The 21,268-nt window shown below is 48.9% G+C and carries 18 protein-coding genes; 11 read left to right on the top strand and 7 right to left on the bottom strand.

Going from position 1 to position 21,268, the window contains the following annotated elements; translation table 11 throughout:
• Nucleotides 1-39: 39 nt before the first annotated feature.
• Genes ACOQOZ_RS16095 through speA form a run of 4 tightly spaced genes read right to left on the bottom strand, consistent with a single transcriptional unit; the run spans nt 40 to nt 5,384 of the window.
• Nucleotides 40-1,401 carry an MATE family efflux transporter gene (locus ACOQOZ_RS16095; protein ID WP_420589170.1) on the bottom strand — a complete coding sequence of 454 codons (1,362 nt, stop codon included), beginning with the start codon at nt 1,399-1,401 and terminating at the stop codon, nt 40-42.
• An 8-nt stretch (nt 1,402-1,409) separates the two neighbouring features.
• Entirely contained in the window at nt 1,410-2,204 is a 795-nt protein-coding gene (locus ACOQOZ_RS16090) for a 4'-phosphopantetheinyl transferase family protein (protein WP_420589169.1), read from the bottom strand.
• Nucleotides 2,205-2,224: 20 nt separating this feature from the next.
• Nucleotides 2,225-3,433, bottom strand: coding sequence for a saccharopine dehydrogenase C-terminal domain-containing protein (locus tag ACOQOZ_RS16085; protein ID WP_420589168.1), 1,209 nt, complete (start codon nt 3,431-3,433; stop codon nt 2,225-2,227).
• 19 nt (nt 3,434-3,452) lie between these two features.
• Nucleotides 3,453-5,384: a biosynthetic arginine decarboxylase gene (gene speA / locus ACOQOZ_RS16080; protein ID WP_420589167.1), complete on the bottom strand. Its 1,932-nt coding sequence runs from the start codon at nt 5,382-5,384 to the stop codon at nt 3,453-3,455.
• Between the two features lie 388 nt (nt 5,385-5,772).
• Between speA and ACOQOZ_RS16075 the strand changes: the two genes are divergently transcribed.
• The 4 genes from ACOQOZ_RS16075 to ACOQOZ_RS16060 are packed head-to-tail and all read left to right on the top strand — an operon-like array spanning nt 5,773 to nt 9,878.
• Entirely contained in the window at nt 5,773-7,029 is a 1,257-nt protein-coding gene (locus ACOQOZ_RS16075) for a heparan-alpha-glucosaminide N-acetyltransferase domain-containing protein (RefSeq protein ID WP_420589166.1), read from the top strand.
• 14 nt (nt 7,030-7,043) lie between these two features.
• Nucleotides 7,044-8,081 (top strand): agmatine deiminase family protein, encoded by a 1,038-nt coding sequence (locus ACOQOZ_RS16070; protein ID WP_420589165.1) that lies wholly within the window; start codon nt 7,044-7,046, stop codon nt 8,079-8,081.
• A 9-nt stretch (nt 8,082-8,090) separates the two neighbouring features.
• The gene (locus ACOQOZ_RS16065; protein WP_420589164.1) at nt 8,091-8,996 is read left to right on the top strand and encodes a carbon-nitrogen hydrolase; all 906 of its coding nucleotides are present in this window, start codon (nt 8,091-8,093) and stop codon (nt 8,994-8,996) included.
• Between the two features lie 48 nt (nt 8,997-9,044).
• Nucleotides 9,045-9,878, top strand: coding sequence for a siderophore-interacting protein (locus tag ACOQOZ_RS16060; protein ID WP_420589163.1), 834 nt, complete (start codon nt 9,045-9,047; stop codon nt 9,876-9,878).
• Between the two features lie 129 nt (nt 9,879-10,007).
• Here the strand turns inward: ACOQOZ_RS16060 and ACOQOZ_RS16055 are convergent, their stop codons facing one another.
• Nucleotides 10,008-11,165 carry a DUF418 domain-containing protein gene (locus tag ACOQOZ_RS16055; protein WP_420589162.1) on the bottom strand — a complete coding sequence of 386 codons (1,158 nt, stop codon included), beginning with the start codon at nt 11,163-11,165 and terminating at the stop codon, nt 10,008-10,010.
• Between the two features lie 262 nt (nt 11,166-11,427).
• On the opposite strand from ACOQOZ_RS16055, the gene ACOQOZ_RS16050 reads away from it, so the two are divergent.
• From ACOQOZ_RS16050 to ACOQOZ_RS16020, 7 genes are all read left to right on the top strand, one after another.
• Nucleotides 11,428-14,196: a class I adenylate cyclase gene (locus ACOQOZ_RS16050; protein WP_420589161.1), complete on the top strand. Its 2,769-nt coding sequence runs from the start codon at nt 11,428-11,430 to the stop codon at nt 14,194-14,196.
• An 84-nt stretch (nt 14,197-14,280) separates the two neighbouring features.
• Complete coding sequence (gene lptM / locus ACOQOZ_RS16045) at nt 14,281-14,436, top strand: LPS translocon maturation chaperone LptM (RefSeq protein WP_420589160.1); 156 nt, start codon at nt 14,281-14,283, stop codon at nt 14,434-14,436.
• Nucleotides 14,436-15,701, top strand: a complete 1,266-nt coding sequence (gene lysA / locus ACOQOZ_RS16040) for a diaminopimelate decarboxylase (RefSeq protein WP_420589159.1) — start codon at nt 14,436-14,438, stop codon at nt 15,699-15,701. Before lptM ends, lysA begins: the two co-directional genes overlap by 1 nt.
• Nucleotides 15,702-15,730: 29 nt before the next feature.
• On the top strand, nt 15,731-16,567 hold the full coding sequence (gene dapF / locus ACOQOZ_RS16035) for a diaminopimelate epimerase (RefSeq protein ID WP_420589158.1): 837 nt from the start codon (nt 15,731-15,733) through the stop codon (nt 16,565-16,567).
• 24 nt (nt 16,568-16,591) lie between these two features.
• Nucleotides 16,592-17,263 (top strand): DUF484 family protein, encoded by a 672-nt coding sequence (locus ACOQOZ_RS16030; protein WP_420589157.1) that lies wholly within the window; start codon nt 16,592-16,594, stop codon nt 17,261-17,263.
• Nucleotides 17,264-17,413: 150 nt separating this feature from the next.
• Entirely contained in the window at nt 17,414-18,115 is a 702-nt protein-coding gene (locus ACOQOZ_RS16025; protein ID WP_420589156.1) for an HAD family hydrolase, read from the top strand.
• A 193-nt stretch (nt 18,116-18,308) separates the two neighbouring features.
• On the top strand, nt 18,309-19,358 hold the full coding sequence (locus ACOQOZ_RS16020) for a metallophosphoesterase (protein WP_420589155.1): 1,050 nt from the start codon (nt 18,309-18,311) through the stop codon (nt 19,356-19,358).
• Between the two features lie 229 nt (nt 19,359-19,587).
• Here ACOQOZ_RS16020 and ACOQOZ_RS16015 read toward each other — a convergent pair whose 3' ends face one another.
• Nucleotides 19,588-20,355, bottom strand: coding sequence for a DUF3047 domain-containing protein (locus tag ACOQOZ_RS16015; RefSeq protein ID WP_420589154.1), 768 nt, complete (start codon nt 20,353-20,355; stop codon nt 19,588-19,590).
• A gap of 333 nt (nt 20,356-20,688) precedes the next feature.
• On the bottom strand, nt 20,689-20,982 hold the full coding sequence (locus ACOQOZ_RS16010) for a hypothetical protein (RefSeq protein ID WP_420589153.1): 294 nt from the start codon (nt 20,980-20,982) through the stop codon (nt 20,689-20,691).
• Nucleotides 20,983-21,268: the final 286 nt, after the last annotated feature.

The following is a 21,268-nucleotide window of genomic DNA, read 5'->3' as shown; positions in this document are numbered from 1 at the left end:
AGCCAAACCCGACAAAGAGTCTGGATTTATAGCCTTTTGCTAACCACCTGTTCTTTCAACATGAACTGCAGGTCGTTGATAAATAAAGAAAATAAACGCAAATAAAAACGCCAGTGCTTCTGCAACCGGCACCGCATACAAGAAACCAATCCCAGGTAACATCAGGCTGAATAACAACACAAATCCGATTGGCAAAATTAATGAGCGCAGTGTGGCGACAATGGTGGAGTACAGCGCCTGCTCCGCCGAGGTTAAATAAGCAGAAATCAGTACGTTAAAGCCGTTAAACAGAAAAATCGGCCAGATGATATGCAGAAAGTCCTGCGCCAGTTGCTGCGCTTGTTGTGCGTCTTCCTCCAGAAAAAAGCCAACGATGCGGCTTTCAAACACAAACAACATAATCACCAGAGCAACACTCAATACCGTGATCGCCACAGCAGCAATGGTCATAAAACCCTTTACCCGATCGATCCGCCGAGCACCAAAGTTCTGCCCCAGCAACACATGCATGGCATCAATGATGCCGTAGTACACCATCAGACTGATATAAATCAGGTAGTTCACCACACTGAATGCAGCAATGCCTTCGACTCCACTCTCGCGACTGATTACCCAGTGAAAAACCAGAATCACCAGACCTATCGAGAACTCATTAATAAACTCAGAAAAACCATTAAATGCACTGAAGCTGAGTTCTTTCGGATTAAATTCCGGAAGAAACAGCCTGAGGTTATTACTGCCAGAGAAAAAGTAAGTCGAGATATAGGCTAACTGTATGGTCTGCGCAATCAAGGTTGCCCAGGCCGCACCTTCAATTCCCCAACCAAGCTGACCAATAAATATTGCATCCAGTGCAACATTGATAAACGCCCCCAGCATCAGCGCGCGCATACCTAATTCAGGTTTATTGTCTGCTCTTATAAAGTAATACATCACCAGACAGCTCAACTGCATGATGGTGGCAAAACAAAAAACTTCGAAGTAGCTTTGCATTAACGGGTATATCGAAGCATCTGCCCCTAACGCCGCAAACAAATAATCACTGAAAAGCATCGCTACCGGTGTAACCAGCAGTATTATTGCCAACACCGATAAAAATATCTGACTGAATAACGATGACGCCGCCTGATATTTTTTTTCTCCAATGTAGATACTGGCTTTTACTGAGCCACCCACCGCCAGCATCAGTGCAATACCAAACAGCAAGGCAAAATAAGGCATCAGCAGATTCACCGCTGCTAATGCATCTGCACCCAGATAGTTACCCACAAAAAAGCCATCCACCACACTGGCGGTAGAGATCGCCAGCAAACTCAGAGTCGAAGGAATCACAAAGCGGAAAAAGGTGGCAACAATTGGGCCGCTATCAGGTGAAGTAGTGGATGAAGTAGCGTGTGACATCGGGTGTATTAATTCTCAACGGAAGTCGTTCTCAATAATTGGCAGTACTGGTGCTGTATGTCTTGTCGCAAACCACACCATTGTTCCACCTTCACGTCTGACTCACTGATCCTGCAATCAGCTTTAACGGTCAGCGCCAGACTGTAGTTCGTACCAAGGCGATACAGCGCGCAAAAATCTGTTTTTTTAAAGCCTTTGATATCATCCCAATCGGACGATAATTCCAGGCTCAGCACACGGGCTCCGGAAAAAGAAAAGACCAGTTTACGCAACGGTACTCTCAACCCCAGACCTTCTGCCTTGAGGTAAGATTCTTTTAACGTCCATAGCTGTACGATGCCTGGTAGCTGCTGCTCTACCGGCAGCGATTGTAACCAGTGAATTTCGCTGTCAGCAAAATAACGCTGCGCCAACGCCATATTAAATACCGGTCGGGTATCGGCCTCGATATCAGCCCCCACCACAACCCCGTCACTGATTGCCAGCGCAACCATGTCTTCGCTATGCGAAAAATTGAAGTGGATATTTAAATGTGAAAACAGAGGAGTAAGTTGCGGCTTACCCTGAGCATCCACTTCAAACTGCCATTGCTGCGGCAGAATATCCGGGTGTTTTTGCGATAACTGATAACGCAGCATTGCCCGGGCCAGCAAATACTGATCCGCCTGCTGCGGTTGTCTGAATTGTTTCAGCCGTTGCCGTTCTGTACGGCTCAACCAGGCGATGACCCGCTTGCGGAAGTCGGGATCTTCAAGCAGGTTAATGCTGGCATAATTCAGCTGAACAAGCGGTTCAGACAACACGGTTTTTACCGGACTGGCAATCAGATTAAATCAAAGCCCGGCTCTTCAATAACCTGCCACGGCAGGCCATGCTTGTTCATATCTTCCATAAACGGGTCCGGATCAAGCTGTTCAATATTCCAGACACCGTCTTCCATCCACTTACCTTCAACCATCATTTTTGCGCCAATCATGGCAGGAACGCCGGTGGTATAAGAAATGGCCTGGGACTGAACTTCGCCATAACAATCCTGATGGTCTTTCACGTTATAGACGTAAACCGTACGTTCTTTACCATCTTTAATGCCACGCACCACGCAGCCGATACAGGTTTTGCCTTTGGTACGAGGACCGAGAGTGGAAGGATCGGGCAATAATTGCTTCAGGAACTGAATCGGTACAATTTCCTGACCATTAAAATTAACCGGCTCGATGCCCGTCATGCCAACATTACCTAACACCTCCAGGTGTTTAAGGTAACTTTCACCAAAACTCATCCAGAATTGAGCACGCTTCAGAGTTGGGTAGTTTTTGGTTAACGACTCCAGCTCTTCGTGATACATACGGTAAATATTGTAAGTACCAACGCCATCCGGGCAGGTGAATTCCTGTTGAGTCGACATAGCCGGCGTTTCAACGAACTCACCCGCCTCCCAGTGACGGCATTCTGCGGTGACTTCGCGAATATTAATTTCCGGGTTGAAGTTGGTTGCAAACGGATAGCCGTGATCACCACCGTTCACATCAATAATGTCGAGGTAGTTAATTTCATCGAAATAATGCTTTGCCGCATAAGCGGTAAACATGTTGGTGGCGCCCGGATCAAAACCAGAACCCAGCAGCGCCATCAGACCTGCTTGCTTGAACTTATCCTGATATTCCCACTGCCATTTGTATTCGAATTTTGCCGTATCCAGCGGTTCATAATTTGCGGTATCCAGATAATGAACCTTCATTTCCAGACAAGCGTCCATGATGGTTAAATCCTGGTATGGCAGCGCCACATTAATCACCATAAATGGCTTATGCTTGCCAAATAAACGCACCAGGTCCGCTACGCTGTCGGCATCAACCTGCTCGGTTTCGATGTCGCGGTTGTAGTTTGCTTTAACCTGGCTGGCAATGGCGTCACACTTGCTTTTGGTACGACTGGCCAGAACGATTTCACTGAATACTTCCGGCAGCTGAGCACACTTGTGCGCAACAACCTGGCCAACCCCACCGGCGCCAATAATAATTACTTTTTTCACAATAGAATCCTCTGAACGGTTAAAGCAAATGGTCTTTTTCGTAATAGGTGTAGCCTTGCATACTGGCATTGAAGGTGTTCATCATTTGCTGGCGCTCACGAGCAGTAATGCGACCTTCATTAACTGCGGCTTCGAGCTTATTGCGGTAGCGCAGTTTCATTTCCCATGGCTGGTATTCGACATAACCCAGAACGTCTTCGATGGTGTCGCCATGAATTTCTTTAACAAATTCATAACCACCGTCCTCGCGCAAACGAATGCTGGCGACGTTGGTATCGCCAAATAAATTGTGCAGATCACCTAGGGTTTCCTGATACGCCCCCACCAGAAAAACGCCCAGGTAATATTCCTGCGAATCCTGTAAGGAGTGCAGCGGTAACGTGGAGTTATATTCACGATCAGTGGCAATAAAACGATCGATTTTGCCATCACAATCACAGGTGATATCGGCCAATACCGCACGGCGATCCGGCGCTTCCTGTAAGCGATGCACCGGCATTACCGGAAACATCTGATCAATCGCCCAGCTATCCGGCAATGATTGAAATAAACTGAAGTTGCCGTAATAAATATCGGCCAGCGATTCATCAAAGCCTTCGAGTTCCTTCGGAATCTGATCCATCTCAGACAGCAATGATTTAACCTGCTGCAATACCTGCAAGAACAGGTTTTCTGCTTCTGCACGGGTACGTAAGCCAATCTGGCCACGCTTGAATAACTCCCGCACTTCATCACGGTAATAGTGAGCGTCGTTAAAACATTCCTGCAATCGCGCCGGTTTTAAATACTCGAAAATCCCGCGCATATTATCGAGCAGCTCATGGCTGGCATCGCGTGAGGTTTTTATTTCGATTGGCTCAAAGCGTGTAACATCAAGAATGTTAAACAGCAGAATGGAAGAGTAAGCGACGGTGGCGCGACCAGATTCTGTAACAATGGTAGGGTGACGAATACCGTAAGCATCCAGTGTCGACATAATGGTTTCCACCACGTCTTCACAATATTCATCGAGAGAATAATTACGGCTTTGGCTTTCCTGAGAGTGCGCACCGGTATAATCCACCGCCAGGCCACCACCCAGATCAATGTAATTCATCGCAGCGCCTTCCTTACACAGGTCAGCGTAATAGCGACAAGCCTCATTAACACCGCCACGAATATCGCGGATGTTCGGAATTTGCGAACCCAAGTGGCAATGTAATAACTGCAGGCAATGCAGCATGCTATTGTCTTTCAGTACATCCACAACCTGAATAATCTGGCTGGCGGATAAACCAAAAACACTGCGATCACCACTGGTTGAATTCCAGTGTCCACCCACTTTCGACGTCATTTTTGCACGAACGCCAATTAACGGCTCAATACCCAAAGCCTTACTGCGCTCAATAATGATCGGCAGTTCAGCTAACGCTTCAATAACAACAAAACAGCGGGTACCCAGCTTAACCGCCTGCAAAGCCAGATCGACAAATTCCTGATCTTTATAACCATTGCAAATTAACATCTGATCGCTGCTGTTATCCAAGGTGGATAACGCAGCAATCATTTCCGGCTTACTGCCAACCTCAAAACCGTGACTGTAACGCACACCAAATTGCGCAACTTCTTCAACAATTTGTGCTTGCTGATTTACTTTTATCGGGAATACACCACGGTACTGACCCTGATAGCCAAGGCGGTCGATGATTTTATTAAATGAGTTATTAAGCTTACTTATGCTGTGGTCAATGATGTTTTCAATACGCAGCAAGGCTGGCATATGAAGATCGCGATCGCGCAATCCTTCGATTATTTCCAGCAGTGACAAACCCGATGAGGAATCGCACGACGGGTTTTTAATAATAACCTCACCGTCGGCATTGATATCAAAATACCCATTACCCCAGTTTTCGATACCATAGGTGCTTTTTGCACTATCGATGGTCCATCCGGCCTGCCGATCTATCTTCACGTTAACACCCGTTCAAATCGCCGCATTGTCATCCGTTAAGGCTGCTGTAATTTCCGTGGTGATATCGAATTCCGCCTATCCTGTGCAATCGGACCACCCTTAAGAAAGGCGGATCATAATGATTTACATTTAGATTATCTAGCTGTTAGATTGAAATTCTTCGCTAATTTTCAGCTATGCGACAATGTTGGTATTTATGCCTTAGTTGCAATTGATAACCATTACCACCTGTGAAATAATCCCCGGCCGTCACTGGCACAGTAATTTTGCGACGCCCTGAATCTGGCGAGCAGCGCATTGGCACCAGGCAATTATTTTCTGCCTGATTGCACCTTACTAAGGCCCCAGCAATTTAATATTTTTTTATAATTAAAGGATGGGATATTCCATGAACGCTTCCCTGCCGCAAAACGCTCAGGTGCTGAACGCCGGGAAATCCAGGATCAAAGTTCTCGATTTCTACCGCGGCATTTGTGTGATGTTTATGCTTGTGGTGCATTTTTTCTATTTTTACGGTGCACCTGAATTCAGCCGGAGTCCGATTGGTTTATCGTTTGAATTGTTGACCATCTGGATTGCTGCCTTTATTTACCTTACTTCATTTATGGTGCTGCTCACCCCTTCGGCCACCGGCCAGCAACAACTGAAGCGGGCAGTCATATTATTCCTCGGTGGCTACGCATTAATTCTTGGTAGTGTGCACGGCCTGGACTTTAAGCCTGAAGCTTCACACGAAGCCTTATTATTCAGTGTTTGCTGTTTTGTATTTTTAATGGGCATTTTTATCGCCATCGCCGGTGGTAAGTCTTTATCAACAGGAATTAAGCGCGGGCTTATTTTGTTTGTTGCCGGTTACGCACTGAACTTCTTCCGCAGCTCTGTACCTATGTGGTTATCGCTACAACTTGGTTTGGTCAGTGCCGAAGACCTGGGAGGCGATACACCATTAACGGAATTATTAGTTGTAGATATTCTGCAGTTTGCTGGTATCGCCTTTATTATCTGCAGCTTGCTACGCCACTACCTGCCGCAACCAAAATACTGGATTGGCTTAGCACTGATTATTGCCTTTGCCTCCCCCTATGCATGGGACGCCAAAACGGGCAATTATGTTGCTGATGAATTATTGAAGCTGCTGGCAGGAAATATCTCTGAAGGTGCCTTTTTCCCACAACTGCCATGGCTGGCCTATGCTCTGACCGGTATGGCATTTGGTCACTGGATGAAGCAAGCTGATGATTTAAATAGCTTTTTGAAAAAATCAGCATGGTATAGCTTGGCTGCAATCGTAATTGGTGGCGGAATTATTCTGACCAATATGGATTACCATACCGGTGATTCTATGCGCGCTGGTCCGGGGGCTGTGATTGCCATCAGCGGTATTACCGCGCTGTCTATTTTCCTGTTTCAGGGCATCGTTGAAAAAATACCAGACAATCCGGTATTCCGCTTCTGGTACAGCTGGAGCAAACACATTACCACCATCTATGTGGTGCACTGGCTGTTGATTGGTTGGGGCCTGATGTACTTTGGTTTCCGCACGCTCAGTGGCAGCGGTTTCTTAATTACATTGCTGGCGCTTTATGTGCTGACGCATTTTCTGGCAACCGGCTGGGCCAGATTCAAACCAGGCCAGAATAAATAAACCGAATAGCATTTATGACTTTTTGTTTACCTCCCGAATGGCATCCTCAGGATGCCATTATGCTTACCTGGCCACATGAAGATACCGATTGGGCTCCTTACCTTGCCGAAGTAGAACCGGTTTATATCGAAGTGGCCCGCCAGGTATTACAACGTCAGTCGCTGCTGATTATCTGCCACAACGAAGCCGTAAAACATCGGGTGCACTCTCTGCTGCAACACAGCAATATCGATATCAGCCGCCTGCATACCTTTATTATTCCTTGTGATGACACCTGGGCACGGGATCATGGGCCAATCACTCTGGTCGATGATCAGGGTAACAACAAAGCGCTGGATTTTATTTTTAACGGTTGGGGCAACAAATATGACGCCACTGCCGATAACGCCATCAACCGTTATTTACTACAACAAACTTTGGTACAAGCTGAGTACCAGGCCGTTGAGTTTGTACTGGAAGGTGGTGGCATCGAAGTGGATGGCCAGGGTCATTTGCTGACTACTGAGCAATGTCTGTTAAATCCAAACCGTAATCCGGGTATGACTCGCGAGCAAATCGAGCAGCAGCTGAACCAGCACTTTGGCTGCGAAAAAGTCTTGTGGTTACAACATGGCAGCCTTGAGGGCGATGACACCGATTCGCACATCGATACCCTTGCCCGTTTTGCTCCGGACAACACCATTGTGTACGTCCAGTGTCATGATCAGAACGATGCGCACTTCGACGAATTACACCGGATGGAGCAAGAGCTGACATCATTGCGTCGTCACGATGGTAAGGCATTTAATCTGGTACCGCTGCCGATGCCAGCCGCATGCTTTAATCAACAAGGCGAGCGCTTACCGGCAACTTATGCTAATTTCCTGATCATTAATGACGCAGTGTTGGTACCTACCTATCGCCAGCCAGAATTGGATAATCGCGCCTTACAGCAGATGCAAACTGCGTTTCCACAATACGATATTATTGCCGTCGACTGCCTGCCATTGATTGAGCAATTCGGCAGCCTGCATTGCATTACAATGCAGCTACCCAAAGGGTTTTTAGCTTAGGTTTTCTACATGACAAAGACACTCAAAACCGCACTGATTCAGCAAAGTAACAGCAACGATCTGGATAAAAACTTTGCCGACAGTATTCAGGCCATTCGCCAGGCGGCTGAAGCCGGTGCCAAACTGATTGTGCTGCAGGAGTTACATCGTTCGTTGTATTTCTGCCAGCAGGAAGACGTTGATGTGTTTGACCTGGCGGAAACCATTCCCGGCCCATCCACCGACTCACTCGGCGAATTGGCGAAATCACTGGATGTGGTAATTGTTGCTTCTTTATTCGAAAAACGCGCAGCGGGCCTTTACCACAACACCGCCGTGGTACTCGACAGCGATGGCAGCATCGCCGGTAAATATCGCAAGATGCATATTCCGGATGACCCGGGCTTCTACGAAAAATTTTATTTTACTCCGGGTGATATGGGCTTTGAGCCGGTTCAGACCAGCGTCGGTAAATTAGGCGTATTAGTTTGCTGGGATCAATGGTTCCCGGAAGCAGCTCGTTTAATGGCGCTGGCCGGTGCCGAAGTATTAATTTATCCAACCGCCATTGGCTGGGATCCACGCGATGACGAAGCAGAACAACGTCGCCAGCTGGATGCCTGGGTAATCAGCCAACGTGCCCATGCCGTGGCGAATGGTGTACCGGTGCTCAGCTGTAATCGGGTTGGCCACGAAGCCGATCCTGGCCCTGGTGGCGAGGTTGATAAAGCCGGACCAGGTATCGATTTCTGGGGACACAGCTTTATTGCCGGACCTCAGGGCGAGTTTTTAGCCATTGCCAGTGAAGGTAAAGAAGAAATTCTGTACGCCGACGTGGATTTGAATCACGGTGAAAATGTGCGCCGCATCTGGCCATTTATGCGTGATCGTCGAATCGACCATTACCAGGATTTATTAAAAATTTATCGTGACTGATTCCATGAAACGTCCAATACAGTCTTCAAAAACCTGAGGCCGGAATTTATGTCCAGTGATCTTCCTTATCGGTTAACGGTAAGTCAGAGTCAGAGTATTACGAAAAATATGCGCCGCGTTACATTAACCGGTGATGACCTGAATGAATTTCCTGAAGGCTGCGAAGGTGGCTATGTAAAACTGCTGTTTCCGCCACACGGTGAGACCAAATTACCATCGGCAGAAGCGGTTGATGCCGGTGCGCCGGTTATCATGCGCACCTATACCGTACGCAAGTTTAATAAAGCGGACTTAACGCTGGATATTGATCTGGTATTACATGGTGAAGTGAGTGAAGACTATTCTCTCACATCAAGCTCCAGTACTACATCAAAGTCAGGCCCAGCCTCAAGCTGGGCGGCACACACTCAGCCTGGCGATCACATGTTGATGTATGGGCCGGGTAAAGTGAAGTTTGCCCAGGCCGACGCCGATTGGCTTTTATTTGCCGGTGATATGACCGCACTACCTGCCATCAGTTGTCAGCTGGAACAATTACCCGACAATGCCCGTGGTTACGCCGTGATTGAAATTAATGCGGACGAAGACCAGCAAGATCTGAAAAGGCCAGAAGGTATTGAAGTTATCTGGGTGGTTAATTCACGTCCCGATAGCGACAACACGGTATTGAGTGATGCAGTCAAAGCCTTACCCTGGTTATCGGGCCAAGTGGCAATCTGGGCAGCGTGTGAGTTCAGCAATATGCGCTTATTACGCAGCTACTTTAAAAAAGAGAAGCAGGTTGGCCGTGATCAGCTGTACGTCAGTAGCTACTGGAAAATGGGTCAAACGGAAGACAAACACAAGGTCACAAAAAAGCAGGATGCGATGACCGAAAATTAATATCGCGACTTGTTACACCCTATTGGTGGATTAACAATCAGCCCCGCTTAGTGAGCGGGGCTTTTTATTTATGCGTTTAATTTATTTCTGTTGCTGTTGTTGATTCATATCGATCAGAAAAATCCGCCGTTATGCCCGGGATGGCACAGCACCGTCATCAGAGTTTGATTTCTGGCGCAGAAATGGCTGTCGTTGCCAGTAATATAAACTGCGCCATAACCATTCAACCGGGCCATAGTGGCATTTTTCCATCAGCACTTTACCCAGTGATAGCTGCAGTATCCAAACCGCCAATACCACCATCATCTGCTGTAAAAAATCGATTTCCACCGCTCTCAGATTGAATAGCAACGGATAAAACAAAGCCACAGAAACCAGAGTTTGTAACAGATAATGCGTTAATGCCGCACGGCCAATGGCTTGTAATTTCAACTGCAGCCCCAGCAATTTATCCGACCGGCTCCAGATAACAAGAATACCTATGTATGCCATTGCCTGAAGAATTGCCGCCAGGCTGTTAAGGTCGAGGTAGATGCCGTAAGCACCATCCAGAACCAGTGCTAACCCTTGCAGAACCAGACCCGCTAATAAGCCCCAAATTGCCCAGTTGCGGTACACATGTCGGGAAGCATTACCCGTGATATAGCCGGTTTTATACAGCGCCATACCCACCAGCATATTGGCCATCGACATGCTGAAATATTTGATTGTCTTCAACTCATCAAAGCTCAGTCCGGTACTGGCGGTCACCGCCGCCTGAGTAGCATCGTCGTAATAATGGCCCGCCAATGCCGGGCCGATATAAACAATGCATAACGCATACAAGGGCAGACTCAACCCGACTAACAGTGACGCAGACATCCGGCGTAACGGGTACAGCAGAAAACCGGCCACAGCATAAACAAACAGAATATCGCCGTACCAGAGCGATAGGTGTAAGCCACCAATGACCATCAGCCAGAAATTGCGGCGATAAAAAACAACCAGTGACTTGCCGTGTTTCTGATCCAGTTTTTCAGTAATTAAAATAATGCTGGCACCGAATAAAAACGAGAACAGCGTCATCATCTTCTGCGAAAACAATGCGTAGACCAACGAATAACTGGTCAACATGACGTGACCGTAAATAAAATCTCCCATACCATTTTCCATGGTTGGGAAAAACGCTCCTAACTGGCGATAAAACTCGATCTGTCCGGTTTCAGAGTAGGCAAATAAAGTAATATTAATAACAAATATTCCGAGCAGAGCTACACCCCGGATTAAGTCCAGCTGTACCACCCTCATTGATCTGACCTCTGTGCATAAGCTGTCATTGGCAAAGCCTCATTTCTAATCTCCTTATCGTGTTAAGACGTGGTGCTGGCGGGAATGAGTTTTTATTTAATTATTTCAATTAAGATAAAAAACTCACTAGCAATTGATAATCGTTATTATTGGTAGCAAGGTTAATAATGTCAACGTCATAACAAATAACCAGAGGGCGATTTTTACCCGGACTAACTGCCCGGACACCAACCTTTTCAGCGAAAGCATCTACACTGAAAGCATGAGTGAAAAAACGCCTTCGGCACAACAAATCCATCAATGGCAAACCAGCTTTCTGGAGCTGAATGAAGCCAGACTGGAGAGTGCCCGGAGTTTAATGAGCAGCCGCCAGCGGGTGGTGCTTGATGTATTGCCACTACTGCTGCATCTCAACCACCAGCAACTGCCTGGATTTGTCTCGCGCGACACCCCCTGTGGCATCGAGCACTACCAGCCCAGCCAGCAGGAAATTCAGACCCTGCAAGGCATCGCCCGTGGTGTTAACGCACCCCGCGGCTTTTCTGAGAAACACATTCAGGGCCTGTATCTGATGGGCAGTCTGGGTTCACTGGCACAATCGCGCTCCAGTGATCTGGATGTCTGGCTGTGCCACGATGAACAGCTGTCGCAGCCGCAGCTGGCAGCACTGCAACAGAAGTGTGAAAACATCGAACGCTGGGCTGAATCTCAGAATGTTGAGCTGCACTTTTTTCTGATGAACCTCAGCGATTTCCGCCAGGGTCAGAGCCGCTCCACCGGTGGCGAAGACTGCGGCAGCAGCCAGCACCTGTTATTACTCGACGAGTTTTATCGCAGCGCCTTATGGCTGGCTGGCAGTCAGCCTTCCTGGTGGCTGATTCCGCAGGATCAGGAATCGCGCAGCGAAGGTTACTGGCAAACCCTGCTGGATGAACACAAGGTACACGCCGGACGCTGGTTACACTTCGGCCAGATCGGCACCATTCCCGCCGCCGAATTTGTTGGCGCCGGTTTGTGGCAATTAAATAAAGGCCTGAGTAATCCCTATAAAGCACTGCTGAAGTTATTACTCACACGTCACTACGCCAGCCAATATCCTAATATCCGCCCGTTATGCTGGGACCTGAAGCAACGGGTGCATGCCGGTGAAACCGAAGTTGAACAATGTGATGCTTATCTGCTGATGCTGCAACGGGTCAGTGCGCAGCTGGATCAGGAAGGTAATCCACAACGTATTCAGCTGGCGCGCCGGGCGTTTTATTACAAAGCCCAGCTGCCGTTGTCGGACCTTAGTAATAACCAGCGCAAAAGCTGGCGGGCTAAATCCTTCAGCAAACTGTGTAACGACTGGCAATGGCAGACCGGCGACTTTATTGAACTGGATCAGCGTCAACACTGGCCGGTGGTACGGGTTCATAAAGAACGTAATGCACTGATCAGTGAAATGCTGTCGAGCTATCGTTTTCTCGCGGGTTTCAGCCAGAAATACGCTCCGAAACTGCACATCAAACCCGCCGACCTGAGATTATTAGGCAACCGCCTGTACGCTGCTTTTGACGCCAAGCCCGGTAAGGTGATGGATATTAATCCGGGCATCTGCCAGAGCCTGGAGCAGGATAAAATCACCCTGCGGCTGACACCGAATAAAGTCTGGCAATTAATCCCCGGCAGCTGGAATAAAGATACTCAGGATACCGAGCAGGTACTGAAGCAGTCTCCGAGCTTAATGGAGCTACTGTTCTTTGCCCAGTACAACGGCTTATTGGCCAACCATACCCAGATTGCGCTGTTCCCCAGCCATAACCCGGTCAGTCAGTACGAACTGAAAGAGCTGCTGCAGGTCGTGCGTTCACAAACCATCCGCAAAGCAGAAAATGCAGCATTAATCCATCCACCTAAGCCTTTGCAGTGGAAGCTGTTTATTAACGTTGGTGTCGACCCGCAACACAAACTCAGCCGCCGTGGCATGCAGAAAATCAGTAACCGCGACGATGCCCTGGGCTACAGCGCCATCCGCGAAAATTTAATCCTGACGCTGGATCTGTTCACCCGCAACAGCTGGGGGGAATGGCATATCGAACGTTTTGACGGCAACGCCGCCATGCTGCAATGTCTGCAACATTTATTGCGTCACCTGCCCTTCTCTCAGCCGCAACAGCAATGGCCGAAAATTTCCTGTCATTGTCATTGCGCCAGCCGTGCCAGCACCATTCGTATGCGGGCCGAGCAGCTGATTAGTGATACGTTTAAACACTTCAGTACGAATCCACGCCAGCCGTATTTGATCGAAGCGTCGGAACAATATTATTTATTACACAGTCAGCGCGAGGGCATAAAACTGCAAAGCGCGGCAAACGTCAGCAAGTTACTGCAACTGCTGCAACAACCGCGTGATTTTTTTGCTCCCTGCACCCTCGATTCGGCGGCGTTATTACAAAGCCCGTTGCGGCTGATTTATCAACGCGCCCGGGCCGGAGTCTGGCAACTGTTTTACTGGCGGAAAGATGAGAAGTTCTTCTTTTATCTGCTCGATGACAAAGGCGCCTTACTGCACCAGCAATGGCCAGAAGCAGATGGCAAACATCGGCTGATTGCCGCCATTCGCTTTTTACGTCAGCTGGATCAGCGCTGGCTGGCGCAACTGCCGGGCAATAAGGCGCGCCAACTGCAGCGAAATATGCTGTTGTTCGAAATACGTCAGAAAGGCCAATCATTCGATCTTGAACTGGTGCGACGCAAGCTGCCGCAGCTCAGCCAGCAAAGTAACAGCATCGATCTCAGTGCCGTCATCGACGATCATCAACAGACCACGCTCTACTGCAACAGCCAGGAATTCAGCATCTGGCAATTTGGTGATGACCTGTATAAAGCGGTGGCGGAAGAAGTGGTCGCCATCCGCCGTCAGGGCAATAATTACCCCTGCCATCTCAGCGATTTATCCCTGCCGGGTAACAATCAGCAGGTCATCGAACACCTGCTGGCCAGACAATCCATCGAAAAGCGCATTAATCAGGCCATTTCACTGGCCTGAGGCCGCCCCGCAGCGGCAGACATGTGTCTGCGAACCCCGTATAATGCCTGCCATCTTTTATCTTCTGCTTGTGTGGAATTGTTTATGTCCCGGAATTTAACGCAGACAGCACTACGCGCCCTGTTCGCCAGCCTGATTCTGATTGGCGGCCTGTCGGCCTGTGGCCAGAAAGGTCCGCTGTACCTGCCCGAAGACCGGCCTGCAGAGAACACAAGCTCAGCAACGGAATCGAACTCCTGATGTCAGTATTCAGCTACCAGAATGGCGAACTTCACGCCGAACAGGTTTCCTTACGTGCTGCGGCCGAACAATTCGGTACGCCACTGTACGTTTATTCCCGTGCCGCTTTCGAGCAACACTTTACTGCCTACACCGAAGCGTTGGGCGACTGGCCACACCTGGTATGTTACGCGGTAAAAGCTAACTCCAACCTGGCAGTATTAAACGTTCTTGCAAAACAGGGCGCGGGTTTCGATATCGTTAGCCTGGGTGAACTGGAGCGTGTATTAGCCGCCGGTGGCGACGCTAACAAAGTTGTGTTCTCCGGTGTTGGCAAACAGGCAGCAGAAATGCAGCGCGCACTGGAAGTGGGTGTTTATTGCTTTAACGTTGAATCCGAAGCCGAACTGGAACGTCTGAGTGAGGTTGCCAGCCGCATCGGCAAAACCGCTCACGTTTCTCTGCGTGTGAACCCGGACGTTGATGCCCAGACTCACCCGTATATTTCTACCGGTTTAAAAGACAACAAGTTCGGCATCGATATTAACGAAGCGCCACGTGTTTACGCCAAAGCCAAAGACTTACCAGGTCTGGATATCAAAGGTGTGGATTGTCATATCGGCAGCCAGCTGACCGAAATTTCGCCATTTATGGATGCGTTAGATCGCGTGCTGGCTCTGGTGGATAATCTGGCGGAGCAAGGCATTAACATTGAACACTTGGATTTAGGTGGCGGCTTAGGCGTGACCTACCGTGATGAAACACCAGCCAGTGCCGGCGAATACATCGCGGCAATTAAAAACCGCTTGGCTCAGCGTGCTGATGGCGGCAAGCAGTTCAAACTGATTTTTGAGCCGGGTCGTTCGGTTGCTGCCAACGCCGGTGTATTTTTAACTCAGGTGGAATACCTGAAGTTAAACGACCACAAAAACTTCGCCATTATTGATGGTGCGATGAACGATTTAATCCGTCCGTCGCTGTACAGCGCCTGGCAGGATATTAAACCGCTGGCAGAAACCTCCGATGCCCCGGTACGCGATTACGATTTAGTAGGCCCGGTATGTGAAACCGGTGACTTCTTAGGCAAAGATCGTGAGCTGCCATTAGCTGCTGGTGATCTGGTTGCAGTAATGTCGGCCGGTGCTTACGGTTTTGTGATGGCATCGAACTACAACAGCCGTGGTCGTCCGGCGGAAGTGATGGTTGATGGTGACCAGCTGCACTTAGTACGTAAGCGCGAAACCATTGAAGAATTATTCGCCGGCGAACAACTGATCGCAGAATAAAGACTCTGGCTTAAAGGCAAAGATTAGTTATGTGGCTTAAATTCAGCAAAATGCACGGCCTGGGCAATGACTTTGTGGTGATCGATCTGGTCACCCAAACCGGTCATATCCGTCCGGAACGGGTGCGCGAATTATCTGACCGTAATTTCGGCGTTGGTTTTGATCAGCTGTTAATTGTTGAGCAGCCAAGCCGTCCGGATGTCGACTTTAAATACCGTATTTTTAACGCCGATGGCAGCGAAGTGGAAAACTGTGGCAACGGTGCCCGTTGTTTCGCTCGCTTTGTTTACGATCAGCGTTTAACCGGCAAGCGCGATATTCGCGTCGAAACCGCCAACGGCTTAATGGAATTACACCTCACCGATGACAATCAGGTGGTGGTAGATATGGGTGAGCCCACCCTGATTCCGAATTTAATTCCATTCCGTGCGACAGAATACGCACCGGAATACACCATCGATGCAGGAGAAATTGGTGAAATTTCTCTGGGTGCCGTATCCATGGGTAACCCTCATGGTGTGGTTCGGGTTGATGATGTTGATACCGCACCGGTGGAACACTGGGGGCCGATTCTGGAGCCCCACTCCAGCTTCCCGGCACGTGCCAATATCGGCTTTATGCAGATCGTCCACGAACACCATATTCGTTTGCGGGTATTCGAACGCGGTACCGGCGAAACCCTGGCCTGTGGCACCGGCGCCTGTGCTGCGGTAGTCTCTGGTCAGCTGCGTGGCTGGCTGAAGCCCGGTGTCACCGTATCGCTGCCAGGTGGTGATTTATTTATTGAGTGGGATGGCAATCCGGATTCCCACATCAAAATGACCGGCCCTGCGGTTACCGTATTTGAAGGCCGGATGAACGTCTAAGGTCAGAACCTTTAAGGAATTGTTATGAGCCAGCAACCGCGTTTAACCGATGCTGATGTTGCCCAGTATTTACAGGACCATCCCGATTTTTTTATCGGTAAAGATGACCTGTTGGCGGAAATGCGAATTCCCCACAATGCCGGTCCGGCCACCAGCCTGGTAGAACGCCAGCTGTCGGTGCACCGTGAGCGCAACGTGGAATTACGTCAGCGTCTTGCCGACTTACTGGAAAATGCCCGTCGTAACGACCAGCTGTTCGAAAAAAGCCGTCGTTTGGTACTGGCATTAATCGAAGCAGAAAGCTGGTTAAACGTGCAGGCTACGCTGGACGATTCTTTGCGTGAAGACTTTGGTGTCGACGCCTGGGCGTTATTACATTTCACCGAACGAAATCTCGACGCGCCGTTGATTACCATTCGTTCCAGCGAACGCCAACGCAGCGTACATCGTCTGTTTAAAGGTCATCGTGCGATTTGTGGTCAGTTACCGCAGGAAGACATTGCGTCGCTGCTGGGCACACAAACCACTAACGCTCAGTCAGTCGCCGCTGCTCAGGTTCGTGGTCAGGGTAACAACGGCGTATTAACCGTTGCCAGCAAAGACCCGGGCTATTACCGCAGCTCGATGGATACCTTATTCCTCGATTATATTGCCGATATTCTGGCACTGCGTTTACCGCAAATTCCGGTAGTTTAAGTTTTTATATGCGCTAGCAGCCAAGATAGAAGCGGTTCTGAGGCAGCCAGTGCAAGGCAAAAATAAATTTAAACGCGCTGTTTATAAGCCATAAATGAGCATTTTGAATTTATTTTTAACACAGCAATGGCAACGCAGGTAGCTTCTCCGATGGCGATTAAACTGATTACGCTGGATCTGGACAACACCCTCTGGGAAACCGATCCGGTAATTATTAAAGCGGAAAAAGCCTGCCATAACTGGATTGTGGAAAACGTTCCACAAGCGGCCGAGTTTTACACCTTTGAAGCGCTGCGCCAGTACAAAAACGACATCGCCGAGTGTTATCCACAACTGCGCGATAAAGTTTCTGAATTACGCATCGAAGTTTTACGCCGGGTATTTTTGCAGGCTGGTATCAGCGGTGATGAAGGTCGCCAGAAGGCACTGCAGGCTTTTGATGTGTTTTATAAAACCCGCAGCGAAGTGACGTTATTCGACGGTGCATTAGCAGCACTGGAAACACTGAAAAAAGACCATCAGTTAATGGCGGTTACCAACGGCAATGCCGATCTGAAATTAATTGGTATCGACCATTTATTCGACGCCCATTTTAATGCCGAAAATGTTGGTGCAGCCAAACCCCACCCGGATATGTTCGAAGCTGCTTTAAATAAAGCCGGTGTATCTGCGGCAGAATGTATTCACGTTGGTGACCATCAGGAACAGGATATCGTTGCGGCAAAACGTCTGGGAATTCACACCATCTGGGTCAACTTGTGCGATGCGGCCTGGGTCGAAGACGAGTGTGTTCCGGATCAGGAAATTACTCATTTATCGCAACTGAATGCGGCTGTGGCAGCACTGGTTTAATAATCACCACCAATTCGCGCCACACTCATACCAATTCACGCCAGACTCTCTTTTCCGCTAACAAATGACCCGAATTGTGCAGTCGCAACGGGTTATTTTCTGGCATACTTCTGTCTCACAAAAATAATAATAAAGTTGTAATTTAACGCCGCTATCATGCGTGCGACCTGATACTCAACCGAGACCAATAACAATGAAAAAGACTCTGCTTTCTCTCGCCTTAACCGGCATGGCGGCTTCCGCCATGGGTATGTCCAAACCAGCGCCAACCAACCCACCGGTTGATGAAACCGTGGTATACCCACCCGCTGACACCGTTGTGCGTTTTATCGCAATTGGTGACACAGGCACAGGTAAAGACGGCCAGTACAAAGTGGCTGCTGCTATGGAATCTGTGTGTGCCGCGCGTGGCTGTGATTTCGCCATTGGTATGGGCGACAATATTTATGAAGATGGTGTCGACGGCGAACGTGATATTCAGTTTGAACTGAAGTTCGAAGATCCATACAAAAACATCAACTTCCCGTTCTACATGTCGCTGGGCAACCACGACAACACCTGGATCATCGCTGGTGACGGTGCCGATAACGACCGTGGCGAACTGCAGGTTGATTACCACTACCGTACTGACCGTAAGAGCAACAAGTGGCAGATGCCTGCGCGTTACTACAAGTTTGAAGCGCCGCAGAACGCAACACCACTGGTTACCTTCTTCTCGATGGATACCAACCCAACGGCTTCTGCCGGTGACCCTAGCAACGAGTACAACAAAGACGATTACTCCGCCAAACAAGGCAAGTGGCTGAAAGAAGGCTTCGCCGCTTCTAAAGCACCGTGGAAAATCGCTTTTGGTCACCACCCATATATCTCTAACGGCCGCCACGGCAACGCCGGTAACTACGACGGCCTGGCTGGCCAGGGTCGTTACTTCCGCGACATGGTTAACCAAAACGTATGTGGCAACGCCGACGTGATCTTCACCGGCCATGACCATGACCTGCAGTGGCTGAAGGAAACTGAATCATGTCCGGGTACTTTCCATATCCTGACCGGTGCGGGTGCAAAAACCCGTGGTTTCGGTGACGCAAACCGTAACGCCGTTTACTGGCAGCAGGACAACATTCTGGGCTTCTTCTTTGTTGAGCTTCAGGGGGATGAATTCCGCGGCACCGCTTACACCGTTGATCCGGTCAGCGGCGACTATAAAGCGGCCTACAGTCGTACTATGCAGCGGCAGAAGTAAGTTGTGAGCTGATTCGATAACTCAAAAATAAATCCCGATCAGTTAACTGGTCGGGCTTTTTTATTGCGCTATTTATTCACAACAACACATTCATAAAAGCTAATAAAGGAAACTCTAATGAGCGACAAAAAGTATCAACACACTAGAACCAGCAAAGAGGAGACAAGATGATCGATCGGAAAGAAATACGGAAGAAGGAAACGCAGAAATGAAAGAGGAAAGAAATGACTTATTCGATACCAGCAGCAGTAGGTGGTAAAGAGGTTGGTAATTCCTGCGACAGAGAAGCTGATGGCAAATCATCAGCGTGTTCCACCGCCTCATCAGGAAGTTCCGTCTGAGCAACCACCACCTCTTCAAATGGTGCAGAAGCAATACTGAGTTGCTCGATAAAGGCGCCACTAACACCCAGTTTACCCGGCATTCCTAATGCCAGCTCCAGGCTTTCTATCTCAGGGAAGTCTTCGTTATAGATGCGCTGCCAATCCTGATTAAGATTACAGCGAACCTGCTGCCAGCTTTCGGCTTTGCTGTTTTTACCGTTCACCACCACCAGGTGCTCGAAGTCTGAAATCGCTTCGGTGGTTCCGGCTTCGCGGCCGCTGTCCCAGATATAGTGCAGCGTACGCTCCGGCCAGGCATCGGTATCATCAACATATACGCTTAAACGCAGCAGAGGATGCTGGTCAACATACTCATCCACCGTCCAGCGCCAGCTCAGTTGAGGTCGTTCAACCTGATCGTCGATATCCAGCGACAACACCATTTCGCTGCGGCTCTGCAAACGCACCACATTGCCGAGCATCACATCGTACTGCGGCTCAACAACACAATCGTCGCAATCCACCGACCAGTCATCAGCCAGACGAGCAGACAGCAGAACTTTTTCAGACGACGGCAACGACTGTGCATCTGCCGCATGGGCAGTTCGGTTATCTGAAAAATACCAGAGCATTACCAGTGCGGATAATGCGATGGCTGCGGGGATTGCATGCATTCGTCTTCGGGACTTTTTTGAGTAGGTGTACATAATTCAGCTTCCTTGCTGCAATTTCACGCCAGTTTATCAGCTCAGACCAGTCTGTGTTAGCAATCGTGGCCATAAATCACTGGTATTGGCCCGCTTTCGCTAGACCGCAGGAAAGCAGCACTCAGGCCAATGGCGCATTTTTTCTGCCAGAGGAATTTAATAGCAAGGTAGTTGTACGATCGTACTTGAAATTGAAAGGATTTAGCGTCGGCAATCATTGAGCGGGAAAAACAAAAAAGGACCGTTAACGGTCCTTTTTTCAGTCACGGCATCAATACCGCGATAAACCACAATCGCCGATCAGATCGGGCGACTGCCATAGTTGGTTTGTGGCTTACGCGGTGGATCTGCCATCACGTTGTCATCCACCTGAGTGATCTGGCCACCACGTGCCAGAAATGCAGCCACGTCATCTTCCATCGATTGACGCATTTCATCACGCGCGGCACTGCTGGTGCTTACGACCAGATCTTCATGTGCATCTTTTTCAGCGGTTGATTCAGCATCGTCACTATCGGACGCCTGCATTTCATCTTTTTGCTCTTCTGACTCTTCATGCACGGAGTCTTGCATTTCCAGTTCTTCGTCAGCCATCTCATTTTCCTTCTATCAGCTGTGGTTATTCGTGGTTGCGTTTGGGCACGCAGGTTTTGTTTGCCATAACTTATAGTCCAGCCTGAGCAGATCGCCAGAAACGGATAACAATTGTTACGAAAAAATTTTGTGGGTCGGAAAACTGACCCAAAACCAAAAGGAAGTGTGTCTGAAACCTGATAAACAGGCATTTTCTGAAAGAGGCATCAATAGACCGGCTGGCGCTGCCGGTCACATACTTTTATCGGTAAGAGGTTGTTATTCGAAGAGGCTGAACTCAGATCAG

The sequence above is a fragment of the Bacterioplanoides sp. genome (assembly GCF_965219715.1).
In the GTDB taxonomy this organism is placed as follows: domain Bacteria; phylum Pseudomonadota; class Gammaproteobacteria; order Pseudomonadales; family Oceanobacteraceae; genus Bacterioplanoides.
The sequence above is the reverse complement of the archived record's forward strand: the minus strand, read 5'-3'. Positions and strand labels throughout refer to the sequence as shown.

Excerpts from the sequence above, each read along its gene's own strand:
- ACOQOZ_RS16060 (WP_420589163.1), top strand. The coding sequence starts at position 9,045 with ATGTCCAGTGATCTTCCTTATCGGTTAACGGTAAGTCAGAGTCAGAGT.
- ACOQOZ_RS16055 (WP_420589162.1), bottom strand. The coding sequence starts at position 11,165 with ATGAGGGTGGTACAGCTGGACTTAATCCGGGGTGTAGCTCTGCTCGGA.
- dapF (WP_420589158.1), top strand. The coding sequence starts at position 15,731 with ATGTGGCTTAAATTCAGCAAAATGCACGGCCTGGGCAATGACTTTGTG.
- ACOQOZ_RS16065 (WP_420589164.1), top strand. The coding sequence starts at position 8,091 with ATGACAAAGACACTCAAAACCGCACTGATTCAGCAAAGTAACAGCAAC.
- ACOQOZ_RS16050 (WP_420589161.1), top strand. The coding sequence starts at position 11,428 with ATGAGTGAAAAAACGCCTTCGGCACAACAAATCCATCAATGGCAAACC.
- ACOQOZ_RS16020 (WP_420589155.1), top strand. The coding sequence starts at position 18,309 with ATGAAAAAGACTCTGCTTTCTCTCGCCTTAACCGGCATGGCGGCTTCC.
- lptM (WP_420589160.1), top strand. The coding sequence starts at position 14,281 with ATGTCCCGGAATTTAACGCAGACAGCACTACGCGCCCTGTTCGCCAGC.
- ACOQOZ_RS16070 (WP_420589165.1), top strand. The coding sequence starts at position 7,044 with ATGACTTTTTGTTTACCTCCCGAATGGCATCCTCAGGATGCCATTATG.
- lysA (WP_420589159.1), top strand. The coding sequence starts at position 14,436 with ATGTCAGTATTCAGCTACCAGAATGGCGAACTTCACGCCGAACAGGTT.
- ACOQOZ_RS16025 (WP_420589156.1), top strand. The coding sequence starts at position 17,414 with ATGGCGATTAAACTGATTACGCTGGATCTGGACAACACCCTCTGGGAA.
- ACOQOZ_RS16015 (WP_420589154.1), bottom strand. The coding sequence starts at position 20,355 with ATGCATGCAATCCCCGCAGCCATCGCATTATCCGCACTGGTAATGCTC.
- ACOQOZ_RS16010 (WP_420589153.1), bottom strand. The coding sequence starts at position 20,982 with ATGGCTGACGAAGAACTGGAAATGCAAGACTCCGTGCATGAAGAGTCA.
- ACOQOZ_RS16095 (WP_420589170.1), bottom strand. The coding sequence starts at position 1,401 with ATGTCACACGCTACTTCATCCACTACTTCACCTGATAGCGGCCCAATT.
- ACOQOZ_RS16075 (WP_420589166.1), top strand. The coding sequence starts at position 5,773 with ATGAACGCTTCCCTGCCGCAAAACGCTCAGGTGCTGAACGCCGGGAAA.
- ACOQOZ_RS16030 (WP_420589157.1), top strand. The coding sequence starts at position 16,592 with ATGAGCCAGCAACCGCGTTTAACCGATGCTGATGTTGCCCAGTATTTA.